Raw genomic sequence first — 14,565 nt, forward strand, 5'->3', positions numbered from 1 at the left:
TTTACATCAAACTCATTTGATGTAGTTTGGAGGCATGGTGGCCCCGGAGTTCCTGCGGATGGCCTCGCATCCGCTGCGCTGGCGCCTGCTGACCGAGCTGGCCGCCGGCGACCACCGCGTGCGCGAGCTGACCGAGCGCGTGGGCGAGCCGCAGAACCTGGTCTCCTACCACCTGCGGCTGCTGCGCGACGGTGGTCTGGTGCGCTCGCGGCGCAGCTCGTCCGATGGCCGGGACACCTACTACCACCTCGACCTCGACCGGTGCGCGAGCTCGTTCGCCGCCACCGCGGCGGCTCTGCACCCCGCCCTAGAGACGACACCGGTGGCCACGCCCCTCGACGACGTCCGGGTGTTGTTCGCGTGCACGGGAAACAGCGCGCGTTCGCCTATCGCCGAGGCGCTGCTGCGCCGCCACGGGGCCGACGCGTCGAGCGCGGGCAGCGAGCCCCGGGCCCGCGTCCACCCGCACGCCGTCAAGGTGCTCCGCGAGGAGTTCGGCCTCGACCTCGACCAGGCGCCCCGGCCGTTCCCCACCGACCGGTACGACTACGTGATCACGTTGTGCGACAGGGTCCGCGAGGTCTGCCCCGAGTTCGAGGGCCGGCACGCGCGGATCCACTGGAGCATCGCCGGCCCCGTCGGCTACCCGGAGTTCGTGCGCACCGCGCGCGAGCTCGACACCCGCATCCGCCACCTGCTGCCGGTGCTCGCCGCGGCAGCCCGCCAGAAGGGGTGAACGATGACCGACCAGCAGGCCTGCGTCCGCTACCTCGTCGACGACGTGCAGTCCGCCGCCGACTTCTACACCGTCCACTTCGGATTCACCGTGCACACCCGCGCCGGAGCGGCATTCGCCGACGTGGTGCGCGGGCCGTTGCGGCTGCTGCTGTCCGGGCCCGCGAGCTCCGGCGCGCGCGCCACGCCGCCGGACTCGCTCGCCCCCGGCCGCAACCGCATCCACCTCGTCGTGGACGACCTCGACGCGGAGGTCACCCGGCTGCGCGCCGCCGGGGTGCCGTTCGCGAGCGAGGTGGTCAGCGGGCCGGGCGGCCGCCAGGTGCTCGTCACCGATCCGGCGGGCAACCTCGTCGAGGTGTTCCAGCCCGCCGGGTGACGCTCAGCGCGGCCAGCGCACGTGGTCGTCGTTGATGCGGAACTCGTGCGCGTGCGTCCACACGGCACCGTCGAGGTCGCGGTGCTCGTGCTCGACGACCACCGGGTCGTGCGCGGGCCAGAACCGCAGGGCGCACGACGCCCCTGCCGCGGCCAGCACGCCGAGCACCACGAACGCGGTGGTGGTGCCCGCGGTCGTGGCGAGCCAGCCGGCGAGCGGGTAGCACAGCAGCCAGCAGGCGTGGGACAGCGCGAAGTCCGCGGCGAACAACGACGGCCGGTCGGCGTCGTCGGCGGACCGGCGCAGCAGGCGCGCACCCGGCGTGAGGGCGAGCGAACACCCGGCGCCGATCAGGCCCCACACCAGCAGCAGCGCAGGCCAGTGGTGCGCGAACAGCGCACCGGCCGGCAACGCCACCACAAGTGTGGTGGCCGCACGCGTCACCACGACGCGGTCCGTGAAGCGTTCGAGCAGTCCGGGCAGGGCCAGCGCGGCGACGAGCGAGCCCGCACCGTTGGCCGCCAGTGCCACCGCGACGTCCGCCGCGTCACGCCCGAGGCCGTCCCTGACGTGCGCCACGGTGTTGACGAACACCATCGACCCCGCGGCCGCCGCGGCGAAGTGCACGGCGAGCAGCCCGCGCAGTCGCGGTGTGGCGAGATAGATCCGGATGCCCTTGGTCGTCGCGTCGTACCGGCGCCCCTTTCGCGGCAACGGTGCCGGGCGGGGCAGGACGACCGAGAGCACGAGCAGCGCCGACGCGGCGAAGCCGAGCGCGGTGCCGAGGAAGAGCTGGTGGAAGCCCAGCACCGCGAGCGCCGCGGCCGCCAGTGCGGGGCTGAGCAGGCTTTCGAGGTCGTAGGCCATGCGGGACAGCGTGATCGCGCGGGTGTAGTCGCGTTCGCCGGGCAGGACGTCCGGGATCGTCGCCTGGAACAACGGCGTGAACGCGGCGGACCCGGCCTGCAGCAGGAACACCAGGACGTAGACCTGCCACACCTCGCCGACCCACGGCAGCACCGCCGCCACCGCGACCCGCAGGACGTCGAGCGACACCAGCACGGCCCGGCGGGGCAACGCGCCGAGCAGCGCCGTGGCGATCGGCGCGATCCCGACGTAGGCGATCATCTTGATCGCCAGTGCCGTGCCGAGCACCGACCCCGCCTCGGACCCCGCCAGGTCGTAGGCCAGCAGCCCGAGCGCGACCGTGGCCACTCCCGTTCCGGTCAGCGCGGCGACCTGGGCACCGAACAGGGCCCGGTAGACCGGATCGCGGAGAACGGAAATCACCGCGGAACTATAAGCACCACAACAGGTTTGCGTCGACGGTGCAACAGCCGCCCACTGGCAACAGCGAAACTCCGACACCGGCCTCACCGGGGCAATAGGGTTCCGCCGTGACCGATCCGCTCGAGGCCACCCGGACCTCTTACGACGCTGTGGCGTCCCTCTACGCCGAGATGTTCGGCGACGTGCTCGACACCCGTCCGCTCGACCGCGCGGTGCTGGCGGCGTTCGCCGAGCTCTGCCGGAGCGCGGGCCCGGTCGCCGACCTCGGCTGCGGCCCCGGGCACCTCACCGCGCACCTGGCCTCGCTCGGCCTCGACGTCTTCGGCCTCGACCTCTCCCCCGCGATGATCGCCCTCGCCCGCAAGGCGCACCCGGACCTGCGGTTCGACGAGGGGACGATGACGGCCCTGGACCTCGCCGACGGCACGCTGGGCGGCATTCTGGCGTCCTACTCGGTCATCCACACGCCGCCTTCCGAGGTGCCGGCGGTCTTCGCGGAGTTCCACCGCGTGCTGGCGCCCGGCGGTCACCTGCTGCTCGGGTTCTTCGCCGGGGACGACGCCGATCCCCGGGCGTTCGACCACAGGGTGACCACCGCCTACCGGTGGTCGCCGGGTGGTCTGGCGGAGGTGCTGGGCGAGACGGGGTTCGCGGAGGTCGGGCGGGTGGTGCGCCCGCCGGTCGAGGGCGAGCGGTTCCTGCAGGCCCAGCTGCTGGTGCGCAAGGCTCAGGCGGTTCCGGGAGCTGTCACCTCCGCCAGGTGCTCGACGCACGCGTCGCAGAGCCAGGCCGCGAGGTAGCCGGCGAACGACGAGCGCACCAGGACGGTGAAGGCGTTCTCGCCGGTCACCTGCAGGACGATTCCCGTCCGCGCGAGCAGCGTCTGCACGCAAGTGCCGGCGGGAGCCGAAGACGGGTGCAGGTCCACGGAACATCCGTGGGCCAGCACGTCCCGGACGAGCGGCCCTTCGAGGACCACCGTCGTGCGCTGAGCCGAAGTGTCCACCACGGACCCCCTGGCGGTCCCGAACGCGTCACGCACCACCTCCTCGATCGCGATCTGCAGGCCGGGCCCGGCCACGACGAGGAACTCGCCGGGCCCGAGCCAGAGCACCTCGACGTCCCCGAGCGGCCCGGAGCCCGTCGTGAACGTGCAAGGGGCGGCGGGGAACGGCACCCCGAGTGCCGATCCCGCCGCCGAGATGGCCTCCGGGTCGGACACGCGCACGGTGAGCTGCGAGCGGAACGGCCGCTCCGCCACGGCCAGCACGGGGGCGAGCGCCGCCAGCCTGCCGGCCCAGGCCTGCAGGGGGCTGGTCGGTTCAGCCGTCACGTCGGGCACCTCCCTCGTCGTACAGCACGGATCCGGTGACCGTGACCGGCACCAGCGAGTCCTCGACGGGCACGTACACCGTCTCGCCGATGCGGTCGCGGCCCGAGCGCACCAGCGCCAGCGCGAAGGTGCGGCCCAGGGCGGCGCTCGGGTAGCTGGACGTGACGTGGCCGAGCATCCGCACCGGCGGTCGCGGCAGCCGGTCGGTCTCCACGACCTGCGCCCCCTCCGGCAGCAGCACCGAGGGGTCGACGGGCAGCAGGCCGACGAGCTGCTTGCGGTCCGCCCGGTTGTTCTCGGCACGGGCGAACGACCGCTTGCCGATGAAGTCGGCCTTCTTCTTCGACACGGCCCACGCCATGCCGAGGTCCTGCGGCGTGACCGTCGCGTCGGTCTCCTGCCCGATGATCGGGTAGCCCTTCTCGGCGCGCAGCACGTGCATGGTCTCGGTGCCGTACGGCGTGATCCCGTACTCCTCCCCCGCCGCCATGAGCGCCTCCCACACGGCGATGCCGTGCCAGGCGGTCACGTTGATCTCGTAGGCCAGCTCGCCGGAGAAGCTGATCCGGCACACCCGCGCCGGCACACCGGCGACCACGGCGTCGCGCCAGGTCATGAACTCGAACGCCTCGGTCGACACGTCCAGCCCGGGGGCCACGGCGGCGAGCACGTCCCGGGACCTCGGGCCCACCAGCGGGATCGTGGCCCAGTGCTCGGTGACCGAGGTGCAGTGCACGTCGAGGTGCGGCCACTCCGTCTGCAGCCACTCCTCCATCCAGTCGAGGACCTTGGCGGCGTTGCCCGTCGTCGTGGTGACGACGTACCGCTGTTCGGCGACGCGGATGACCGTGCCGTCGTCCATCACCATCCCGTCGAGGCCGCACATGACGCCGTAGCGGATCCTGCCGACCTTCAGCGTGCTCATCATGTTCGTGTAGAGCATGTCGAGGAACTCGCCGACGTCGGCGCCCTGCACGTCGATCTTGCCCAGGGTGGAGCCGTCCATCATGCCGACGCTCTCGCGCGCGGCCTTGCACTCGCGCAGCACGGCCGCGTGCATGTCTTCGCCGTCCGTCGGGTAGTACCGGGGCCGCTTCCACTGGCCGACGTCCTCGAACAGCGCGCCGTGGGCCACGTGCCACGGGTGGAGCGCCGTGACGCGGACGGGGTCGTGCAGCTCGCCGCGGTCACGTCCGGCCAGCGCCGCGAACGACACCGGGGCGTAGGGCGGGCGGAACGTCGTGGGCCGCTGTTCGGCGAGCTCCACGCCCAGGGCCTCGGCGACGATGCCCGCCGCGATCATGCCGGACGTCTTGCCCTGGTCGTGCGCGGTGCCGATGGTGGTGTAGCGCTTGATGTGCTCCAACGACCGCAAGCCCGCCCCGGTCGCCCGCAGCACGTCCGCGACCGTGGCGTCCCGCTGCAGGTCGACGAAGCTCGTGTCCTCGTCGCCCGGCACCCGCCACAGCACCAGGCCGGACCGCGCGGTGCACCGCGAGTCGGAGACGGGCAGCGGGACCTGGCCACCGGAGGCGAACCCGGCCGCCGCGGCGGCAGCGGCTCCGGCGTCCCGTCCCTGCCGCGCACACGCGGTCAGGTCCAGCTCACCGGTCGCGGATCCCGCCACCGCCACGGAAGGCAGCTCCTCCCCCGGCACGAAGGCACCGAGCCCGGCGTCGTAGCGCAGCTTGCCGCGCGCCTGGCTGAACAGGCCCACCACGGGGTTCCAGCCACCCGACACCAGCACGGTGTCGCACGCGACGGTGTCCGGGGCCCCTGGGGCCCCGCCGAACGGGGCGACGTGTGCGCCGGTCACCCGCCCCGCGCCCACGGTCCCGGTCACGACGTGCCCGGCGCGGACCTCGACGCCCCGCGCCGCGCACTCCGCCGCCAGCCGCGCGGGTGCCTCCGGGCGGGCGTCGACGACCAGGGCGATGTCCACTCCGGACTCGGCGAGGTCGATGGCCGCGCAGTACGCGCTGTCGTTGGTGGTGAACACGACCGCCCGCGAGCCCGGCAGCACGCCGTAGCGGTGCAGGAACGTGCGCGCGGCCGACGCCAGCATGATCCCCGGCCGGTCGTTGCCGGCGAAGACCACCGGACGCTCGTGGGCACCGGTGGCGAGCACGGTCCGCTTGGTGCGGATCCGCCAGACCCGCTGCCGTGCCGCCGTCGCCGGTGCGGCGAACCCGAGGTGGTCCGTCCGCTTCTGCAACGCGAGCACGAACCCGTCCTGGTACATGCCGAACGCCGTGGTGCGCTCCAGCACGAGCACACCGGGGGTGCTCTTCAACTCCGCGACGACGTCCGCGACCCACTCGGCGGACGGCCGGTCGTCCAGGTACTCGTCCACGCCCAGCAGTGCGCCACCGGCCTGGTTCCGCTCGTCGGCCAGCACCACCCGCGCACCACTGCGGGCGGCGGTCAGGGCCGCGACCAGACCGGCCGGACCGGCGCCGACCACCAGCACGTCGCAGTGCTCGTGCTTCGCGTCGTAGCGGGCCGGGTCCGGTTCGGTGGACAGACGTCCCTGACCGGACAGCCCGCGGGCCTCCAGGCCGTCGTACAGCTCCACGGTCGTGGCGAGCAGCATGGGTTCGGAGAACGGCGCCTCCACCTGCACGAGCGAGGTCGGGTCCTCGGAGCCCGCCGCGACGACACCGCGCGGGCGGCCGAGTTTCACACTGCGGCCGATCTCGTGCACGCCGTGGGCGAGCAACGCCGACGCGAGCGTGTCACCGGGGTGCCCGGTGTAGGCGCGGCCGTCGAAGGTGAAGCGCAGCAGGGTGTTCCGGTCGATCGAGCCACCGGTGGGCGTGCGGAAGGTCACGGGGTCACCTCGGGCATCGGCTCGCCGACGCGGTACACGGCGAGCAGGTCGTGGGTGCGGGTGTCGCGCACGGCGTTGAACCACCGCCGGCACCCGGCGCTGTGGCTCCAGCGCTCGGCGAACGGGCCGCTCGGGTTGTCGCGGAAGAACAGGTACCGCGCCCATTCCTCGTCGGTCAGCGCCGAGGGGTCCTCGGGGTACGCGACGTGGGCCTGGCCGCCGTAGTGGAACTCCGCTTCCTCGCGCGGGCCGCACCACGGGCACGGGATGAGCTGCATCGTCAGCGCTCCTAGTGGGCCACGGCGGCGGCGCCGTGCTCGTCGACGAGAGCGCCCGTGGTGAAGCGCTCGAGGGTGAACGGCTCGTTGAACGGGTGCGGCTCGTCGTTCGCGATCGTGTGCGCGAAGCAGTGGCCGACCCCCGGCGTGGCCTTGAAGCCGCCGGTTCCCCAGCCGCAGTTCAGGTACAGGCCCGCGACCGGGGTCAGCCCCACGATCGGCGAGGCGTCCGGGCTGACGTCGACGATGCCCGCCCACGTGCGCAACAGGTGCGCCCGCGCGAAGACCGGGAAGAGCTCCAGCGCCGCCGACATCTGCTGCTCGATGACGTGGAACGAACCCCTTTGGCCGTAACCGTTGTAGCTGTCGATGCCGGCACCCATGACGAGTTCTCCCTTGTGCGCCTGGGAGACGTACACGTGCACGGCGTTCGACATCACGACGGTCGGGTGCACGGGTTCGAGGAGCTCGGACACCAGCGCCTGCAACGGGTGCGAGGCCAGCGGCAGCCTCAGGCCGGCCATCTCCGCGAGCACCGAGCTGTGCCCGGCCGCGCACAACGCGACCTTGCCCGCCAGGACCCGCCCGCGGGAGGTCCGCACCGCGCTGATCCGGCCGCCCGAGATCTCCAGCCCGGTGACCTCGCAGTCCTGGACCAGGTCCACACCCATCGCGTGCGCGGCCCGCGCGTAGCCCCAGGCCACGTGGTCGTGCTTCGCGATGCCCGCGCGCGGCTGGTAGGTCGCGCCGAGCACCGGGTAGCGCACGTCGGGCGAGGTGTTGACGATCGGGCAGATCTCCCCGACACCGGCCGGGTCCACCCACTCCGCGTCGATGCCGTTGAGGCGGTTGGCGTTGACCCGCCGGACGCCGTCCCGCACGTCCTGGAGGCTGTGCGCCAGGTTCAACACCCCACGCTGGTCGAACAAGATCGGGTAGCCGAGGTCGTCCTCCAAGCCCTCCCACAGCTTGAGCGAGTGCTCGTAGATGCCGGAGCTCTCGTCCCACAGGTAGTTCGACCGGATGATCGTGGTGTTGCGGGCCATGTTGCCGCCCGCGAGCCAGCCCTTCTCGAGCACGGCGACGTTCGTGATGCCGTGGACCTCGGCGAGGTAGTAGGCGGTGGCGAGACCGTGACCGCCACCACCGACGACCACGACGTCGTAGGAGGCCTTGGGTTCCGTGTCGTCCCACAGGAAGTCGGGGTGTTCCGGCAGGTGCGCTCCGGGCGGCTGGGCCGAGCTGCTCATGCGCGACGCCTCCAGCGTGGTCGAACACTGGTATATCAGTTTGTGCGTTACCGTAGGACACATGAACGCACGGGTCAACGACGAGCCCGCCTCGGCAACCCTGACGGAGCAGGCGTACGCCGTTCTGCGGGACCGCCTGGTGATGCTGGAGATCAGGCCGGGCGAGCCCATCAACGAGGAGAGGCTGCGCACCGAGCTCGGCGTCGGCCGCACCCCGATCCGCGAGGCCCTGAAGAGGCTCGAGCAGGAACGGCTCGTCGTCGCCTTCCCGCGCCGCGGCACTTTCGCCACCGACGTGAACATCTCCGACCTCTCGCACATCTCCGAGGTGCGCAGGACGCTGGAACCCCTCGCCGCGGCAGCCGCGGCGGAGCGCGCCACGGCCGAGGACAGGGCCTTCCTCACCGACCTGCGCTCGCGGCTCGACACGGCGACGCCTCGTGGCGACAACACCGAGCTCCTGCGCGCCGACGTGGGCGTCCACCGCGCCGTCTACCGGTGCGTGCACAACCCGTTCCTGGAAGACACCCTGGTCTCCTACGACAACCTGGCCACCCGCATCTGGTGCGTGTTCCTGCCGCGGCTGTCCGGGATGGCGGGCCACGTCGACGAGCACGTGCCGCTGCTCACCGCGATCGTCGAAGGGGACGCCGAGAAGGCGTCCGAGCTCTCCGCCGAGCACGTGATCAGATTCGAACGCGCCATCCGCGCGCTGATCTGAGCCGCCGGCCGAGTGCCGCCGGGCGGAGTCCTCGGCCCGCAGTTGCACCCGCGACGACACCCGGGCTTCCGCAGCACCCGCGCGGCGTGCTGCTCCACGGTCCGGGGCGACGGGAACGGCACGTCGGCGATCTTCCGGTTCGTGTGCCCCCGCCGCCCGCAGCCGCGTGGCGCCGAGAACGTCGAAGGTGCCGACCAGGGTGGACAGGACGTCGGTGGCCTGCGGAACTTCCTCGCGGTCAGGGCCTGCGGAAGATCGTGATGGAGTGCCCGACCGAGTCGATCGGCGCGCTGGTGTCGAGCAACGCGCGGAGGCGGTCGCCCGCTCGGGCGATGGCGGTGTTCGACACGACGAGCAGCCCGTGCACGTCGTCGGGCTCGGTCTCGCGCGGGTCGGCGGCGTGGACGCCGTAGTGCTCGGGCACGCCGGCGCCCTTGTACACGAGCCACAACCGCTCGCCCGGGTAGCGCTTCAGCCGTTCCGCGAGCCTGCCCAGGTCCTGGCCCCAGTCGACGTTCGAGTCGTGCAGGTGCAGGTGGGTCTTCGACGGGCCGCCGAACACCTCGTTGGAGTACGGCAGGTAGTACGGGAACGTCCACAGGGAACTGACGGCGACCAGCGCGGCCGCGAGCACGGCCCAGCGCCGGTGCGCGACCACGGCGGCCGCCACGGCGAGGAAGACCGGCACGGCGATCGCGTACCGCACACCGAGGTCGCGGTTCCCGCTCATGGCGACCAGGAGCAGCACCGCCGCGGGGGCCAGCAGGTGCAGGGCGGCCTCGCGCTTCTCCCTGAGCAGCGCCACGACCCCGGCGCACCACAGGAGCAGCGCGCCGACAGGTGTCTTCACCAGCAACGCGGCCGGCAGGTAGTACCAGTGCGAGCCCTCGTAGCGGGTGCCGAACAGGTAGCCGCCCCACACCCGGTTCTCGAACCCGATCTGCGCGCGCAGCCCGTCGAGGTACGGCTCGGGCAGCGGCAGCCAGCCGACCGGCGCGGACGGCAGGTCCGGCGGGCTTTCCCAGCGCAGCAACGGATCCACGGCGAGGTAGGACGCCCACACGACCGCGAGCGCGACCACCACGAGCCAGGCTGCCTGGGCCCGGTGCCGCCAGACCGCGAGGACGAGCAGCACCGCAACGGCGGCCAACGCGTTCATCTTCGTCGCCACGGCGGCGCCGAGCGCGAGTCCGGCGAGCGGCAGGTGGAGCGCCGGGTCGTCGCGCGCCCTCCACAGCAGCCAGGCCGACGTCAGCAGGAAGCCGGTCACCGGGACGTCCGGCGTGGCCAGTGATCCGTGCGCGATGACGTCCGGGGAGAACGCGTACAGCGCCAAGGCGAGCAGGCCGCCGGTCCTGGTCGAGATGTCCGCGGCGAACCGGAAGACGACCAGTCCGAACAGCAGCGTCAGCACGATCATCGGAAGCCTGGCCAGCAGCAGCACCTCCCCCGGGTCGTTGCCCTGCTCGTAGAGCACGTGCCGGCCGAGCTCGGTCTGGTCGCCGGAGAAGCCCTGGTCGAGCCGCAGGCCGGCGAACGCGAGCCCGGTCGCCATCACGAGCTTGCCCAGCGGCGGGTGCTCGGGGTTGTAGCGCAGGCTGTGCTGCTCGAGGTAGACGGCCGCGGCACCGATGTGGACGGGTTCGTCGACGGTCGGGGTCTGCCGCACCGCCGTCGTGACCATGGCGATCGCCATCTGGGCCAGCAGCGCGGTGACGGCCAGCGTGAACGGCCACCGCCGCGGCGGTGGTGCGCCGGTCCGCACCTCGGCGGTGCGCTGGAGCGTGGCGTGCGACAAGACCGGGTGGTCCCTTCCCGAGTGCCGACTGACCCGACACTGTCCGAAACGGGATGCCCGCGCGATCGGTTGCCCGGCGATCGCGGCCGGCCGGGCGGAAATCCGTTTCGGCGCGCCCACCCGCCGGGTCTAGCCTGCGCCAATGGCGCGCGAGGACATCGACAGGATCGCCGGGGACACCGGCTTCTCCGGCGTGGTGCGGATCGACCGCGCGGGCGAGGTCGAGTTCGAGAAGGCGTACGGGTTCGCCCACCGCGCCCACCGCGTGCCCACCACGGTCGACACCCGGTTCGGCATCGCCAGCGGCGGCAAGGGGTTCACCGCCCTCACGGTGCTGTCGCTGGTCCGGGAAGGCGCGCTCAGCCTCGGCACGACGGCCCGGTCGCTGCTCGGCGACGACCTCCCGCTGATCGCCGGCGACGTCACGGTCGAGCACCTGCTCACGCACACGTCCGGCATCGGCGACTACCTCGACGAGGAGGTCGACTGGGAGGCCGACGACTACGTCATCAGCGACGTGCACCGGCTCACGACCACCGAGGCGTTCCTGCCGCTGCTCGACGGACATCCCACGAAGTTCGGCGCCGGTGAGCGCTTCGGCTACTGCAACGGCGGCTACGTGGTCCTCGCGCTGCTCGCCGAACGGGCCTCCGGCCGGGGCTACCACGACCTCGTCCGCGACCGGGTGCTCGACCCGTTCGGCCTGACCAGGACCGGGTTCCTCCGGTCGGACGAGCTGCCGGCCGACGCGGCGGCGGGCTACCTCGACGGCGTCGACCGGACCAACGTCTTCCACCTGCCCGTGCTCGCGAACGGCGACGGCGGCATCCACACCACCGCGGGCGACATGACGAAGTTCTGGCGCGCGCTGTTCGCGAGCGACTACGCGGACGAGGCCGTGCGGCCGCGCCACGACGTTCCCGAGGAGTCGTTGCGCTACGGCCTCGGCTTCTGGCTGCACCAGACCGGCGACACCGTGCTCCTCGCCGGGTACGACGCCGGGCAGTCGTTCAAGTCCACCCACGACCCGCACACCGGCACGACCACGACGGTTCTGTCCAACACCGCGCCTGGCGCCTGGCCGATCGCCCGCGCGATCATGTGACCGCACTGTTCTGATCGGGTGATGGATGCGAACATGCGTTCGTGAGCACCCCGATCCTGCACGCCGACCTCGACGCGTTCTACGCGTCGGTCGAGCAACGGGACGACCCGGGCCTGCGCGGTCGTCCGGTGATCGTGGGCGGCGGGGTGGTCCTGGCCGCGAGCTACGAAGCCAAGGCGTTCGGCGTCCGCACCGCGATGGGCGGTGCGCGGGCGCGGCGGCTGTGCCCGCACGCGATCGTCGTGCCACCGCGGATGCCGGCCTACTCCGCCGCGAGCAAGGCGGTCTTCGAGGTGTTCCGCGACACGACGCCGCTGGTCGAGGGCCTGTCGATCGACGAGGCGTTCCTCGACGTCGGCGGCCTGCGCCGGATCGCGGGCCCGCCGGAGGTGATCGCCGCACGCCTGCGGGCGGCCGTGCTGGAGCGGGTCGGCCTGCCGATCACGGTCGGGGTGGCGCGGACGAAGTTCCTCGCCAAGGTCGCGAGCGGCGTCGCGAAGCCGGACGGCCTGCTGGTCGTGCCCGCCGACCACGAGCTCGACTTCCTGCACCCGCTGCCGGTCGAACGGCTGTGGGGCGTGGGCGAGGTGACGGCCGCCAAGCTGCGCGGCCTCGGCATCCGGACGGTCGGCGAGGTCGCCGGCTTCGACGAGAAGGCGCTGGTGTCGCTGCTCGGCCGGGCCGCGGGCCGGCACCTGCACGCGTTGGCGCACAACAGGGACCCGCGACCGGTCCAGGCAGGACGGCGCCGCCGGTCCATCGGCGCGCAACGGGCGCTCGGCCGGCGGGAACGGACGCGGGAGGACCTCGACGCCGTCCTCGCTTCGCTGGTCGACGGCATCGCGCGGCGTCTGCGCACCGCCCGCCGCGCGTGCCGGACCGTGGTGCTGCGCCTGCGCTTCGGCGACTTCGGCCGCGCGACCCGGTCGCACACCGTGCGGTACCCGACGACGGAGACCGAGGTGCTGCTGGCGGCGGCCCGGCAGCTGCTCGACGCCGCGATGCCGTTGATCTCCAGCCGCGGCATCACGTTGCTGGGCGTGTCGCTGACGAACCTGGAGGACGACACGCCGGTGCAGATGGCGCTGCCGTTCGAGGAGCGGAAACCGGCGGCGCTGGACGCGGCACTGGACCACGTGCGGGACCGGTTCGGGTCCCGGTCGGTGACGCGGGCGACGTCGATCGGGCGCGATCCCGGGATCTCGGTGCCGCTGCCGCCGGACTGACCTGGGCGTCTTTACGGCTGATGGCCCCTTGTAAACTGAAACGTGTTCTAGTTAGTCTACTCGCATGATCGCCACAGTGGTGTGGGGCACGGGAAACGTCGGGCGCGCCGCGATCCGGGCCGTCGAGGCCCATCCGGGGCTGGAGCTGACGGCCGTGGTCGTCCACAACCCCGAGAAGCAGGGCCGGGACGCGGGCGATCTCGCGGGACTGGACCACGAGCTCGGAGTCGTGGCCACCACCGACGTCGACGCGGTACTGGCCACCGGACCGCGCGCCGTCGTCTACGCGGCGTCGGGCGACATCAGGCCCGACGACGCACTCGCCGACATCACCAAGGCCATCAGGGCGGGCGCTGTCGTCGTCACGCCGTCGCTGTACGCGTTGTACGACCACCGCAGCGCGCCACCCGAATTGCGAGAACCGGTTCTAGCGGCGATCGCGGAGGGCGGCGGGTCGCTGTTCGTCTCCGGCGTGGACCCCGGCTGGGGCAACGACGTGCTGCCGCTGATGGTCAGCGGGCTCGGGCACACCGTCGACGCGGTGCGGTGCCAGGAGATCTTCGACTACTCCACCTACGACCAGCCCGACGCGGTGCGGTGGCTGATCGGGTTCGGGCAGCCGCTCGACTACCAGGCGCCGATGCTCATGCCGGGCGTGCCGACCATGGTGTGGGGCGGGCAGATCCGGCTGATGGCGAGAGCCCTGGGCGCGGAGGTCGACGAGATCCGCGAGACCGTCGACCGGCGCGCGCTCGACGAGACCGTCACGACGCGGTCCATGGGCGAGTTCGAGGCGGGCACGCAGGGCGCGATCCGGTTTGAGGTCCAGGGGATCGTCGGCGGTGAGCCGTTGATCGTCATCGAGCACGTGACGCGCATCCACGCTTCCTGCGCGGCGGACTGGCCGATGCCCCCGTCCGGCGACGGTGCGCACAAGGTGATCATCGAGGGCCGGCCGCGCATCGAGGTCTCGGTCGAGGCCGTGGACGAGGGCGAGAACCGGTCGGCGGGCGGCAACGCCACGGCGGTCGGCCGCATCGTCAACGCCGTCGACTGGCTGGCCGAGCAGGAACCCGGGCTCTACGACGCGCTCGACGTCCCGTTGCGGCCCGTCGCGGGCAAGCTCGGAAGGGGCAAGCCGTGAACATCGACATCCCCGAGGGCAAGGACCCGATCGGGTACGTGTGGGGCGAACTGGTGCCCGGCATCGGCGTCGCCGCCGCGAACCTCTCCCTCGCCGTGTACCAGCACACCACGCTGGGCCTGCGCGAGTTCGAGGCGGCGCGGCTGCGGATCGCGCAGATCAACGGCTGCCTGTTCTGCCTCGACTGGCGGACCGAGCGCGACGGCGTGAAGGTCGAGGACGGCTTCGTCGACGCGGTGGCCCAGTGGCGCACCACCGACGCCTTCGACGACCGGGTGAGGCTGGCCGCGGAGTACGCCGAACGGTACGCACTGGACCACCACGGTCTCGACGACGAGTTCTGGTCGCGCATGACCCGGCACTACAGCCAGGTGGAGGTCGTGGAGCTCACGATGAGCATCGGGGCCTGGCTCGTGTTCGGCCGGCTGAACCGGGTGTTCGGCCTCGACGCGCTGTGCGTGCTCCCGAAGCTCTGA

The 14,565-nt window shown here is 72.3% G+C and carries 14 protein-coding genes; 8 read left to right on the forward strand and 6 right to left on the reverse strand.

Annotated features, from left to right (window positions below; all coding sequences use genetic code 11):
• The first annotated feature begins 34 nt into the window (after positions 1-34).
• Both L6E10_RS08675 and L6E10_RS08680 read left to right on the forward strand, forming a co-directional pair.
• Positions 35-736, forward strand: coding sequence for a metalloregulator ArsR/SmtB family transcription factor (locus L6E10_RS08675; RefSeq protein ID WP_236218548.1), 702 nt, complete (start codon positions 35-37; stop codon positions 734-736).
• A gap of 3 nt (positions 737-739) precedes the next feature.
• Complete coding sequence (locus tag L6E10_RS08680) at positions 740-1,114, forward strand: VOC family protein (protein WP_236218550.1); 375 nt, start codon at positions 740-742, stop codon at positions 1,112-1,114.
• 3 nt (positions 1,115-1,117) lie between these two features.
• Here L6E10_RS08680 and L6E10_RS08685 read toward each other — a convergent pair whose 3' ends face one another.
• The gene (locus L6E10_RS08685; protein ID WP_236218552.1) at positions 1,118-2,404 is read right to left on the reverse strand and encodes an MFS transporter; all 1,287 of its coding nucleotides are present in this window, start codon (positions 2,402-2,404) and stop codon (positions 1,118-1,120) included.
• A gap of 107 nt (positions 2,405-2,511) precedes the next feature.
• On the opposite strand from L6E10_RS08685, the gene L6E10_RS08690 reads away from it, so the two are divergent.
• Positions 2,512-3,204: a class I SAM-dependent methyltransferase gene (locus tag L6E10_RS08690; protein ID WP_236218554.1), complete on the forward strand. Its 693-nt coding sequence runs from the start codon at positions 2,512-2,514 to the stop codon at positions 3,202-3,204.
• On the opposite strand, the gene L6E10_RS08695 is transcribed toward L6E10_RS08690, so the two are convergent.
• The 4 genes from L6E10_RS08695 to L6E10_RS08710 are packed head-to-tail and all read right to left on the reverse strand — an operon-like array spanning position 3,132 to position 8,095.
• A complete protein-coding gene (locus L6E10_RS08695; RefSeq protein WP_236218556.1) occupies positions 3,132-3,737 on the reverse strand; it encodes a sarcosine oxidase subunit gamma in 606 nt (201 codons plus the stop codon). The two genes, L6E10_RS08690 and L6E10_RS08695, sit on opposite strands and share 73 nt — an antisense overlap.
• Positions 3,727-6,567, reverse strand: a complete 2,841-nt coding sequence (locus L6E10_RS08700) for a 2Fe-2S iron-sulfur cluster-binding protein (protein ID WP_236218558.1) — start codon at positions 6,565-6,567, stop codon at positions 3,727-3,729. Before L6E10_RS08700 ends, L6E10_RS08695 begins: the two co-directional genes overlap by 11 nt.
• The gene (locus tag L6E10_RS08705; RefSeq protein ID WP_090096928.1) at positions 6,564-6,845 is read right to left on the reverse strand and encodes a sarcosine oxidase subunit delta; all 282 of its coding nucleotides are present in this window, start codon (positions 6,843-6,845) and stop codon (positions 6,564-6,566) included. Before L6E10_RS08705 ends, L6E10_RS08700 begins: the two co-directional genes overlap by 4 nt.
• Positions 6,846-6,856: 11 nt before the next feature.
• The gene (locus tag L6E10_RS08710; RefSeq protein ID WP_236218560.1) at positions 6,857-8,095 is read right to left on the reverse strand and encodes a sarcosine oxidase subunit beta family protein; all 1,239 of its coding nucleotides are present in this window, start codon (positions 8,093-8,095) and stop codon (positions 6,857-6,859) included.
• 61 nt (positions 8,096-8,156) lie between these two features.
• Here L6E10_RS08710 and L6E10_RS08715 point away from each other — a divergent pair, with 61 nt between their 5' ends.
• Positions 8,157-8,816 carry a GntR family transcriptional regulator gene (locus L6E10_RS08715; RefSeq protein ID WP_236218561.1) on the forward strand — a complete coding sequence of 220 codons (660 nt, stop codon included), beginning with the start codon at positions 8,157-8,159 and terminating at the stop codon, positions 8,814-8,816.
• A 238-nt stretch (positions 8,817-9,054) separates the two neighbouring features.
• Here the strand turns inward: L6E10_RS08715 and L6E10_RS08720 are convergent, their stop codons facing one another.
• Entirely contained in the window at positions 9,055-10,614 is a 1,560-nt protein-coding gene (locus L6E10_RS08720; RefSeq protein WP_236218562.1) for a glycosyltransferase family 39 protein, read from the reverse strand.
• A 142-nt stretch (positions 10,615-10,756) separates the two neighbouring features.
• Here L6E10_RS08720 and L6E10_RS08725 point away from each other — a divergent pair, with 142 nt between their 5' ends.
• The 4 genes from L6E10_RS08725 (at position 10,757) to L6E10_RS08740 (ending at position 14,565) form a co-directional block, all read left to right on the forward strand.
• Entirely contained in the window at positions 10,757-11,719 is a 963-nt protein-coding gene (locus tag L6E10_RS08725; RefSeq protein ID WP_236218564.1) for a serine hydrolase, read from the forward strand.
• 41 nt (positions 11,720-11,760) lie between these two features.
• Positions 11,761-12,945, forward strand: a complete 1,185-nt coding sequence (gene dinB, locus L6E10_RS08730; RefSeq protein ID WP_236218566.1) for a DNA polymerase IV — start codon at positions 11,761-11,763, stop codon at positions 12,943-12,945.
• 64 nt (positions 12,946-13,009) lie between these two features.
• Positions 13,010-14,089: a dihydrodipicolinate reductase gene (locus tag L6E10_RS08735; RefSeq protein WP_236218568.1), complete on the forward strand. Its 1,080-nt coding sequence runs from the start codon at positions 13,010-13,012 to the stop codon at positions 14,087-14,089.
• Positions 14,086-14,565 carry a carboxymuconolactone decarboxylase family protein gene (locus tag L6E10_RS08740; protein ID WP_236218570.1) on the forward strand — a complete coding sequence of 160 codons (480 nt, stop codon included), beginning with the start codon at positions 14,086-14,088 and terminating at the stop codon, positions 14,563-14,565. The genes L6E10_RS08735 and L6E10_RS08740 overlap by 4 nt, the downstream gene beginning before the upstream one ends.

The sequence above is a fragment of the Lentzea sp. CC55 genome, assembly GCF_021056325.1.
GTDB classification, from domain to species: domain Bacteria; phylum Actinomycetota; class Actinomycetes; order Mycobacteriales; family Pseudonocardiaceae; genus Lentzea; species Lentzea jiangxiensis.

Excerpts from the sequence above, each read along its gene's own strand:
- L6E10_RS08710 (WP_236218560.1), bottom strand. The coding sequence starts at position 8,095 with ATGAGCAGCTCGGCCCAGCCGCCCGGAGCGCACCTGCCGGAACACCCC.
- L6E10_RS08715 (WP_236218561.1), top strand. The coding sequence starts at position 8,157 with ATGAACGCACGGGTCAACGACGAGCCCGCCTCGGCAACCCTGACGGAG.
- L6E10_RS08705 (WP_090096928.1), bottom strand. The coding sequence starts at position 6,845 with ATGCAGCTCATCCCGTGCCCGTGGTGCGGCCCGCGCGAGGAAGCGGAG.
- L6E10_RS08675 (WP_236218548.1), top strand. The coding sequence starts at position 35 with ATGGTGGCCCCGGAGTTCCTGCGGATGGCCTCGCATCCGCTGCGCTGG.
- L6E10_RS08725 (WP_236218564.1), top strand. The coding sequence starts at position 10,757 with ATGGCGCGCGAGGACATCGACAGGATCGCCGGGGACACCGGCTTCTCC.
- L6E10_RS08680 (WP_236218550.1), top strand. The coding sequence starts at position 740 with ATGACCGACCAGCAGGCCTGCGTCCGCTACCTCGTCGACGACGTGCAG.
- L6E10_RS08735 (WP_236218568.1), top strand. The coding sequence starts at position 13,010 with ATGATCGCCACAGTGGTGTGGGGCACGGGAAACGTCGGGCGCGCCGCG.